The following is an 8,929-nucleotide window of genomic DNA, read 5'->3' on the forward strand; positions in this document are numbered from 1 at the left end:
CCGATGAGCCGGATGAGCGGAACGAGCGCCACCGGGTATCTGCGGTACGGGGCCGGCCGGATGGGGGGCGCGGCCGTCTCCCTGCTCGCCGTCCTCGTGACCGGGTTCTTCCTGTTCCGGCTCATCCCGGGCGACCCGGTCAAGACCATGACGGGCGGCCGTCCGGTATCGGCGGAGCAACTGGCCGCCTACCGCAAGGAGTTCGGGCTCGACCTGCCGCTGTGGGAGCAGTTCACGCACTACTGCGGCAGCGCGCTCAGCGGCGATCTCGGCACGTCGTACCAGTTCCGGGCACCCGTCGTCGACAAGATCAGCGAGGCGCTGCCGAACACCCTGCTGCTCACCGGCACCGCGTTCGTCCTCTACACCGCGCTCGGCTTCTTCCTCGGCACCCGCTCCGCCTGGCGCCACGGCCGTCTCGGTGACCGGCTGAACACCGGCCTGGCGCTGACCCTGTACTCCGTGCCGTCGTTCTGGCTGGGGCTGGTCCTCATCATCGTGTTCTCGGTGGGCGTCGGCCCGATCCCCGGCCTCTTCCCGACCGGCGGCATGGAGTCGGGCGGCAAGGAGGGCTTCGCGTACGCCGTCGACGTCGCCCACCACCTCGTCCTGCCGGTGATCACCCTGGTCGCGGTCGAGTACGGGCAGACCCTGCTGGTCACCCGCTCGGCGCTGCTGGACGAGATGGGCAGCGACTATCTGACCACCGCACGCGCCAAGGGGCTCCGCGACGACCTGGTCCGGCGCCGGCATGCCGTGCCGAACGCGCTGCTGCCGACCGTGACGCTGGTCTTCGTCAACCTCGGCCGGACCGTCGCCGGTGTGATCCTGGTCGAGACCGTCTTCTCCTGGCCCGGCCTCGGCGGTCTCTTCTACCAGGCGCTGAGCGTGCCCGATCTGCCGCTGGTCCAGGGCCTGTTCCTGGTCTTCGCCTCGGCGGTGATCATCACGAACACCCTCGCCGACATCCTCTATCCGCTGCTCGACCCCAGGGTGGTCCGATGACGACCGAAGCCACTGACCCGGTCTCGCGGGCCGGCCCCCGCACTCTCGCCTGGCAGCGCCGCCGCCGCTCGGCCGCACGGTTCTGGGCCCTGTACCGCACCCACCGCGCCGGGCTGCTGGGCCTGGCCGCGCTCGCCCTGTTCGCCCTCGTCGCGCTGACCGCGCCGCTGACGGTCGGCTCGGACGTGACGAGCGTGACGGGGGCGCCGGGCCGGCCCATGGAGAGTCCGAGCGGTGAGTTCCCGCTGGGCACCGACCGGTTCGGCCGGAACCTGCTCGGGCTGGTGGTGTGGGGGTCACGGGTGTCGTTGCTGGTCGGGCTGCTCGCCGCCGTCCTGTCGGTGGCGATCGGCGCCGTGGTCGGGATCACGGCCGGGCACTTCCGCGGTGCCTGCTCCACCGTGCTGATGCGGATCACGGACTGGTTCCTGGTGATGCCGACGCTGGTGCTCGCGATCGCGCTCGCCACCGTGCTGTCCCGCTCCCTCGGCACGGTCGTCCTGGCGATCGGCGTCACCACGTGGCCCACCACGGCCCGGCTGGTGCGCGCGCAGACGCTGGCGGTGGAGTCCCGGCCGTACATCGAGCGCGCGCACGCGCTCGGCGGCGGCCACTGGCACGTCATGTCCCGGCACGTGCTGCCGAACGTGATGCCGCTGGTCCTCGCCCAGACCACCCTGATGGTCTCCTCCTCCGTCCTGGCCGAGGCGACCCTGGCCTTCCTCGGCCTCGGCGATCCTTCGGTGGTGTCATGGGGCGGGCTGCTCCAGGACGCGCGCGAGGCGGGCGCCGTCAGTTCGGGCGACTGGTGGTACCTGGTGCCGCCGGGCATCGCGATCGCGTGTGTCGCCCTGGCGTTCACCCTGTGCGGGCGCACGGTGGAGGCCGTACTCAACCCACGTCTGGGGCTGGCCCGTTGACCCTGCTGGAGGTGCGGAACCTCGAAGTGACGTATCCGGGCGGAGCGGCCGCGGTGCGGGGCGTGGATCTGTCGCTCGACGCCGGTCACAAGCTCGGCATCGCCGGCGAATCCGGCTGCGGCAAGTCCACGCTGGCGCTCGCGCTGCTCAGGCTGCTGCCCGCCGGGACCCGGGTGACCGGGGAGGTCCTGCTGGAGGGCGAGGACGTCCTGGCGATGCGGTGGGGCCGGGTCCGGGCGGTCCGCTGGGCGGGAGCCTCGATCGTCTTCCAGGGGGCGATGCACTCGCTCAACCCGGTGCACCGCGTCGGCGACCAGATCGCCGAGCCGGTCCTGCTGCACCAGGGGGCGACCGCGGCCGCGGCCCGGCGGAGGGCGGGCGAGCTCCTGGAGCACGTGGGGCTTCCGGTGGCGCGGGCGGCGGCGTATCCGCACGAGCTGTCCGGGGGCCAGCGGCAACGCGTCATGATCGCGATGGCGCTGGCCTGCGACCCGCGGCTGGTCGTCGCCGACGAGCCGACCACGGCGCTGGACGTGATGATCCAGGCGCAGATCCTGCGGCTGATCCAGCGGCTCGTCGCCGAACAGGACCTGGCACTGATGATGGTCAGCCATGATCTGGCGGTGCTCGCCGACACCTGCGACCGGCTGGCGGTGATGTACGCCGGCCGGGTGGTGGAGGAGGGCCCGGCCCGGCGGATCTACGAGGACGCCCGGCACCCCTACGGCAAGGCGCTGTCGGCGGCGTTCCCGCGCATCGGCGAGCCGGCCTCCCGGTTCGCCCCGCGTGGGCTGGCCGGTGACCCGCCCGACCCGTCGGCCGTGCCGTCCGGCTGCGCCTTCCATCCGCGCTGCCCGGTGGCCCTGGACGTCTGCGCCACGCAGGACCAGGCACTGCGGGGCGCGGGGCCGGGGCACCGGGCCGCCTGCGTACACGCGGAGGACGAGGCGAGGGAGACCTCATGACGACGCCCGCATCCGGCCCCCTGCTGAGCGCACAGGGGCTGCACGTGACCTTCCCCGGACGCCACGGCGCCCGCCCGGCCCGGGTCGTGGACGGCGTCGAACTGGACATCGGCGCCGGGGAGATCGTGGCGCTGGTCGGCGAGTCGGGCTGCGGCAAGACGACGCTGGCGCGCTCCCTGCTCGGGCTCGTACGCCCGGCGGGCGGGAGCATCAGCTTCCGCGGAAAGCCGTTGGAGTACTCCTCACGGGCCTTGAAGGCGTACCGCAAGCGCGCACAACTGGTGCTCCAGGATCCGAGCGGCTCACTGAACCCGCGGCACACGGTGTACGACGCGGTGGCCGAGGGCCTGCGCATCCACGGCCACGCCGGAGATGAACGGGCCGCTGTCGCCTCGGCCCTCTCCCGCTGCGGTCTGCGTCCGCCCGAGCGTTTCTTCCTGCGTTACCCGCACGAGCTGTCCGGGGGCCAGCGCCAGCGCGTGGTGATCGCGGGCGCGCTCGTGCTGGAGCCCGAACTCCTCGTCGCCGACGAGCCGGTGGCCTCGCTGGACGCCTCGGTGCGCGGTGAGGTGCTCGCCCTGCTGCTGCGCCTGCGCGCCGAACTGGACCTGTCCGCCCTGGTGGTGACGCACGATCTCGGGCTGGCGTGGAACATCGCCGACCGGGTCGCGGTGATGTATCTGGGGCGCATCGTGGAGACGGGCGGGGTCGAGCAGGTCCTGACGGCGCCCCGGCATCCGTACACCCAGGCGCTGCTGTCGGTCCTCCCGGAGTCCCGCACCGACCCGGTGATCCTGACCGGCGAGCCTCCGGACCCGTCCCGCGTCCCCTCGGGCTGCCGTTTCCACGTCCGCTGCCAGGTCTTGGCGGGCGGCGAGGCGGACCGGGCGGGCATCGCGGATGCATGCCGGACCCGGGACCCGGAAGTGCTGAACGGGGGCGGAGAGGCACAGGTGGCCTGCCATTGGGCACGGACACGGGCGGCTACGTGACGGCGGGCGGGGGCGTCTCGGTGTCCGAGGGCGTGTCGGCGGCCACCAGCTCGGCCTCAAAGCCGTCCGTGTTCGTCAGATAGGCCGCGTAGTGCTACGGGCCACCGGCATGGGGATACCGGTCGGCGAAGAGCGGCACCCACCCTTGGGCGAGCGCCTCCGCCGCCGGCGCGGGGAGACGCAGGCGGCCTGGGCCCGGCCGCGGGCCGCTAGGAGACGGCGGGCGGGGGCGTCTCGGTGTCCGGGGGCGTCTCGGCGGCCACCAGCTCCGCTTCAAAGCCGTCCGTGTTCGTCAGATAGGCCGCGTAGTGCTGCGGGCCACCGGCATGGGGGTATCGCTCGGCGAAGAGCGGTGTCCAGCCGTGGGCGGGTGCCTCCGCCGCCAGCGTGTCGACGTCGGCGCGGCTTCCGGCGTGGAAGGCGAGGTGGTTGAGTCCTGGGCGCATCCGGTCGTGGCGGGTGCCGGTCATCGCCGGCGACTGCTCGACGACGAGGTACGAAGGCCCCTGACGCCAGCTGCGACCGTGCTGCCATTCCTGGTACGGGTGGTAACCGAGCCGGGCGAGGAGCCAGCCCCATTCGCGCTCCGCGCGCGGGAGGTCGGGAACCCACAGTTCGACGTGGTGAATCATCTCGCCCCGGTGCTTGTCGATTCGAAAGGGCGCCCCGGCGAGTGGCAGTACTCGCCGGGGCGCCCCGGGTTCATCGGCCGATCGGTGTCACGCCGCGCCGACGACGTCCTTCTCCTCGGCGAAGTGGCAGGCCGACTCGTGGGCCGCCGGCGTGTCCACGCCCGCGAACGGCTCGGGGATCGCCAGCAGCGGGACCTCCTTGGCGCACTTGTCCTGCGCCTTCCAGCAGCGGGTGCGGAAGCGGCAGCCCGAGGGCGGGTTGGCCGGGGACGGCACGTCGCCGGTGAGGATGATCCGCTCGCGGTTCTCGCGGGCCTCCGGGTCCGGCACCGGGACCGCCGACAGCAGCGCCTGGGTGTAGGGGTGCGTCGGGTGCTCGTAGATCTGCTCGTCGGTGCCGATCTCGGCCATCTTGCCCAGGTACATCACGCCCACCCGGTCGGAGATGTGCCGGACGATCGACAGGTCGTGCGCGATGAAGATGTAGGACAGGTTGAACTCGTCCTGGAGTCGCTCCATCAGGTTGATGACCTGCGCCTGCACCGACACGTCCAGCGCGGACACCGGCTCGTCGCAGATGATGACCTCCGGGTTGAGCGCGAGGCCGCGGGCGATGCCGATGCGCTGGCGCTGACCGCCGGAGAACTGGTGCGGGTAGCGGTTGATGTACTCGGGGTTGAGACCGACGACGTCCAGCAGCTCCTGCACCTTGCGGCGCCGGTCGCCCTTCGGAGCCACCTCGGGGTGGATGTCGAAGGGCTCACCGATGATGTCGCCCACCGTCATACGGGGGTTGAGGGAGGTGTACGGGTCCTGGAACACCATCTGGATGTTCCGGCGCACCGCCTTCAGCGCACGGCCGGACAGCTTGGTGATGTCCTGGCCCTTGTAGAAGATCTCGCCGGCGGTCACCTGCTCCAGGTTCATCAGGAGCTTGGCCACCGTCGACTTGCCGCAGCCGGACTCGCCCACGATGCCCAGGGTCTCGCCCTGGTGCAGGTCGAAGGAGACGCCGTCGACGGCGCGGACGGCGCCGATCTGGCGCTTGAACAGGATGCCCTGGGTCAGCGGGAAGTGCTTGACCAGGTTGCGCACCTGAAGGATCGGTTCGCCCCGATCGACGGGCGCCTCGACGGCGGCCACCGCCTCGTCCTCGGTCGCCGCGTCCACCACCTCGACGTCGGAGACGTTGGGCGTGACGTCGGCCCCGTCGTCCTTCTTGAGCTCAGCCACGGATCGTCTCCTTCCAGAAGTGGCACGCGGAGCCGCGGCCGACCAGTTCCGTACCGTCCTCCTCGGTCACCGGAACGAGCGCCGGGACATCGGTGCGGCATATGTCCTGCGCCTTGGCGCAGCGCGGGTTGAAGGCGCAACCCGCCGGGATCTGCTGCAGGTTGGGCGGCAGGCCCTTGATCGCGTAGAGCTCGTGCCCCTTCTGGTCCAGGCGCGGGATCGAGTCCAGCAGGCCCCGGGTGTAGGGGTGCGCGGGCCGCTTGTACAGCTCGTGCACGGGCGCCGTCTCGACGATCCGGCCGGCGTACATGACGGCGATCTTGTCCGCCACGTCGGCGACCACACCCAGGTCGTGGGTGATGAGGATCAGGCCCATGTTGTACTCGCGCTGAAGCTCGGCGAGCAGGTCCATGACCTGGGCCTGGACCGTCACGTCGAGGGCCGTGGTGGGCTCGTCCGCGATGATCAGTTCGGGCTCCAGGGCCAGCGCCATGGCGATCATGATGCGCTGGCGCATACCGCCGGAGAACTGGTGCGGGTAGTCGCCGACGCGCTCCTTGGCGGCGGGGATGCGCACCCGGTCCATCAGCTCGATGGCCTTGGCCTTGGCGTCCTTCTTGGACATGCCCTGGTGCGCCCGGAACATCTCGCCGAGCTGGTAGCCCACGGAGAGCACGGGGTTGAGCGAGGACAGGGCGTCCTGGAAGATCATGGCCATCTTGGCGCCGCGCAGCCGGCGGCGCTCGTTCTCCGGCAGCGCCAGGATGTCCTGGCCCTGGAAGAAGATCTGGCCCTTGCTGATCCGTCCGGGCGGGCTGTCCAGGATGCCCATGATCGCCTGCGCGGTGACGGACTTGCCGGAGCCCGACTCACCGAGCACGGCGAGCGTCTCGCCGGCCTTGACGCTGTAGTTGACACCGTTGACGGCCTTGGTCACGGCGTCCCGGATCTTGAACTCCACGTGCAGGTCGCGGACTTCGAGCAGCGGCGCGGTCCCGTCCGACCCGGTGTTCGCGGGTGCCATCTCCAGGCTGGTCATGCCATCACCTTCGTGTTGCTTCTGAGGGGGTCGACTCACGGCGGTGCCTCACCGGAGCTTCGGGTCGAGCGCGTCGCGCAGACCGTTGCCGAACAGGATGAAGCCCAGCGCGGTGACGACGATGGCTATGCTCGGGTAGGTCCACATGTAGTCCTTGACGCCCATGAAGCCGCGGCCGGCGGAGATCATGTTCCCCCACTCCGCGACCTGCGGTTCCACACCGACGCCCAGGTAGGACAGCGACGCCTCGGCGACGATCGCGATACCGACGTTGCTCGTGCCGTACACCATCACCGAGGTGATGGAGTTGGGCAGGATGTGCTTGCGGATGATCCGGCCCTGGCTCGCGCCGAGTGCCTTCGCCGCGTGCACATAGTCCATCTCGCGCACGGAGAGGATCTGACTGCGCAGCAGTCGGGCGAAGACGGCCCAGGAGAAGATGCCGAGCGAGAGGACCACCGGCATCACGCCGCGGCCCATCAGCAGGATGATGACGATGGCACCGATGAGCAGCGGGAACGCGAAGAAGATGTCCGCGACACGCATGATCACGGTGTCCACCCAGCCGCCGAAGTAGCCGGACATGGCGCCGAGGACGACACCGATGACCACCGCGAGGAGGATCGAGGCGAGACCCACGATCACCGCGATGCGACTGCCGTAGATGAGGCGGGACAGCTGGTCCCGGCCCAGCGCGTCGGTGCCGAGCAGATGCTTGCCGCCCGGCGACTGGAGCGTCGCGTTGAGGTCCTGCTTCAGCGGGTCGAAGGGCGCCAGCACGGGGGCCAGCAAGGCGATGAGAACCAGGACGACGATGATCGCCAGTCCGACGACGGCGAGCTTGTTGGCGAAGAAGCGGTGCCGGATGTCGGACCACTGGCTGACCCGGGCGACACTGGGTTCGGCGCCCTGCTTGGCCGCGGCGGGATCCGTCTGGACCGGCCCTCCCGTGCCCGTGACGAGTTCGGTCATGGTGTGACTCCTAGTGGGAAACGACCCTGCCGGTCAGGCGAGGCGGATACGCGGGTCGAGGGCGGCGTACAGCAGGTCGACGACGAGGTTCAGCACGACGAAGATCGCCACACTGATCGTCACCACTCCCGTGATGATGGGGTTGTTGTTCTGCTGGATCGCCTGGATCAGCGCGAGACCGATGCCGTTCCAGTTGAAGATCGTCTCCGTGATGATCGCACCACCGAGCAGCGTGCCGAAGGAGATACCGATGTAGGTGACCACGGGAATGACGGAGTTGCGCAGAATGTGCCGCAAGAGCACCGTCCGGCTGGGAAGTCCCTTGGCCACGGCGGTCTTGACGTAGTCGGCGCGCAGCACTTCGAGCATACTGCTGCGGGCCAGCTGGGCGACGAGGGCCGCGTCGATGATCGCCAGCGTGACACCGGGCAGCACCATCGACTTGAAGCTGCCGTCGGCGATCAGCGGGAACCAGTTGAGCTCGATGACGAAGACGCGCTGAATGATCATGCCGAGCACGATCGACGGGACGCCGATGGCCATGGTGGTGAGGAAGGTGGCCGACACGTCCCAGACCGAGTACCTCTTCATCGCCGCGAGAATGCCGACGGCCAGACCGATGACGACGTCGACCACGATGGCGAACACCGCCAGCTTCGCCGTGTTCTCCAGCTTCGGGACGAGAATCTCGGTGACCGGTCGCTGCTGCGTGTAGTCCGTACCGAGGTCGCCGGTGACAAGTTTGCCCACGTAGTTGCCGTACTGCACCACCAGGGGCTTGTCCAGCCCGTACTGCTTGTGCAGCTGCGCGATCACGGCCGGGTCGCGCGCCTTGTCACTGCCCGCGATCTGCCCGACCGGGTCCCCGGGCAGAACGAACAGGCAGGCGAACAGGATCATCGTCGCGCCGAGCGTGACGACGATCAACTGGCCCAGCCTGCGGACCACATACCTTCCCATGACATGCCTCTCTCGCCTTGCTGCCGCTTCCCAGGCAGCTTCCCAGCCCCATATATGGGGGTGTTGGGGGTGGGGCCGGAAGGGCGGATCGCACCCTCCCGACGGTCGTCGGGGGCCCCCGGGGGGGCGGGCCCCCCCCCCCCCCCCCCCCCCCCCCCCACCCCCCCCCCCCCCCCCCCCCCCCCCCCAAAAAAAAAAAAAAAAAAAAAAC

The 8,929-nt window shown here is 70.1% G+C and carries 9 protein-coding genes and 1 pseudogene; 4 read left to right on the forward strand and 6 right to left on the reverse strand.

Features of this window, described 5'->3' with window-relative positions:
* Nucleotides 1-3 precede the first annotated feature (3 nt).
* From ABZ915_RS45310 to ABZ915_RS45325, 4 genes are read left to right on the forward strand one after another with little or no spacing between them, the layout of a single operon-like run.
* Nucleotides 4-1,005 (forward strand): ABC transporter permease, encoded by a 1,002-nt coding sequence (locus ABZ915_RS45310; protein WP_361816224.1) that lies wholly within the window; start codon nt 4-6, stop codon nt 1,003-1,005.
* Nucleotides 1,002-1,925 carry an ABC transporter permease gene (locus ABZ915_RS45315; protein WP_361816226.1) on the forward strand — a complete coding sequence of 308 codons (924 nt, stop codon included), beginning with the start codon at nt 1,002-1,004 and terminating at the stop codon, nt 1,923-1,925. Before ABZ915_RS45310 ends, ABZ915_RS45315 begins: the two co-directional genes overlap by 4 nt.
* Nucleotides 1,922-2,890, forward strand: coding sequence for an ABC transporter ATP-binding protein (locus tag ABZ915_RS45320; RefSeq protein WP_361816229.1), 969 nt, complete (start codon nt 1,922-1,924; stop codon nt 2,888-2,890). Before ABZ915_RS45315 ends, ABZ915_RS45320 begins: the two co-directional genes overlap by 4 nt.
* Nucleotides 2,887-3,882, forward strand: a complete 996-nt coding sequence (locus ABZ915_RS45325; RefSeq protein ID WP_361816231.1) for an ABC transporter ATP-binding protein — start codon at nt 2,887-2,889, stop codon at nt 3,880-3,882. The genes ABZ915_RS45320 and ABZ915_RS45325 overlap by 4 nt, the downstream gene beginning before the upstream one ends.
* Here the strand turns inward: ABZ915_RS45325 and ABZ915_RS45330 are convergent.
* From ABZ915_RS45330 to ABZ915_RS45355, 6 genes and pseudogenes are all read right to left on the reverse strand, one after another.
* A pseudogene (locus ABZ915_RS45330) lies at nt 3,875-4,042 on the reverse strand (glyoxalase); the annotation flags it as partial. The gene ABZ915_RS45325 and the pseudogene ABZ915_RS45330 sit on opposite strands and share 8 nt — an antisense overlap.
* Nucleotides 4,043-4,091: 49 nt before the next feature.
* Entirely contained in the window at nt 4,092-4,514 is a 423-nt protein-coding gene (locus ABZ915_RS45335; protein WP_361816234.1) for a VOC family protein, read from the reverse strand.
* Between the two features lie 87 nt (nt 4,515-4,601).
* Nucleotides 4,602-5,747, reverse strand: coding sequence for a dipeptide ABC transporter ATP-binding protein (locus ABZ915_RS45340; protein ID WP_361816237.1), 1,146 nt, complete (start codon nt 5,745-5,747; stop codon nt 4,602-4,604).
* Nucleotides 5,740-6,786 carry an ABC transporter ATP-binding protein gene (locus tag ABZ915_RS45345; RefSeq protein WP_361816240.1) on the reverse strand — a complete coding sequence of 349 codons (1,047 nt, stop codon included), beginning with the start codon at nt 6,784-6,786 and terminating at the stop codon, nt 5,740-5,742. Before ABZ915_RS45345 ends, ABZ915_RS45340 begins: the two co-directional genes overlap by 8 nt.
* A 48-nt stretch (nt 6,787-6,834) precedes the next feature.
* Entirely contained in the window at nt 6,835-7,758 is a 924-nt protein-coding gene (locus tag ABZ915_RS45350) for an ABC transporter permease (RefSeq protein WP_361816243.1), read from the reverse strand.
* Between the two features lie 33 nt (nt 7,759-7,791).
* Nucleotides 7,792-8,718 (reverse strand): ABC transporter permease, encoded by a 927-nt coding sequence (locus tag ABZ915_RS45355; RefSeq protein WP_361816246.1) that lies wholly within the window; start codon nt 8,716-8,718, stop codon nt 7,792-7,794.
* Between the last annotated feature and the right edge of the window lie 211 nt (nt 8,719-8,929).

The organism is Streptomyces sp. NPDC046915 (genome assembly GCF_040644935.1).
Classification (GTDB): domain Bacteria; phylum Actinomycetota; class Actinomycetes; order Streptomycetales; family Streptomycetaceae; genus Streptomyces.

Excerpts from the sequence above, each read along its gene's own strand:
- ABZ915_RS45310 (WP_361816224.1), top strand. The coding sequence starts at position 4 with ATGAGCCGGATGAGCGGAACGAGCGCCACCGGGTATCTGCGGTACGGG.
- ABZ915_RS45315 (WP_361816226.1), top strand. The coding sequence starts at position 1,002 with ATGACGACCGAAGCCACTGACCCGGTCTCGCGGGCCGGCCCCCGCACT.
- ABZ915_RS45325 (WP_361816231.1), top strand. The coding sequence starts at position 2,887 with ATGACGACGCCCGCATCCGGCCCCCTGCTGAGCGCACAGGGGCTGCAC.
- ABZ915_RS45335 (WP_361816234.1), bottom strand. The coding sequence starts at position 4,514 with ATGATTCACCACGTCGAACTGTGGGTTCCCGACCTCCCGCGCGCGGAG.
- ABZ915_RS45345 (WP_361816240.1), bottom strand. The coding sequence starts at position 6,786 with ATGACCAGCCTGGAGATGGCACCCGCGAACACCGGGTCGGACGGGACC.
- ABZ915_RS45350 (WP_361816243.1), bottom strand. The coding sequence starts at position 7,758 with ATGACCGAACTCGTCACGGGCACGGGAGGGCCGGTCCAGACGGATCCC.
- ABZ915_RS45355 (WP_361816246.1), bottom strand. The coding sequence starts at position 8,718 with ATGGGAAGGTATGTGGTCCGCAGGCTGGGCCAGTTGATCGTCGTCACG.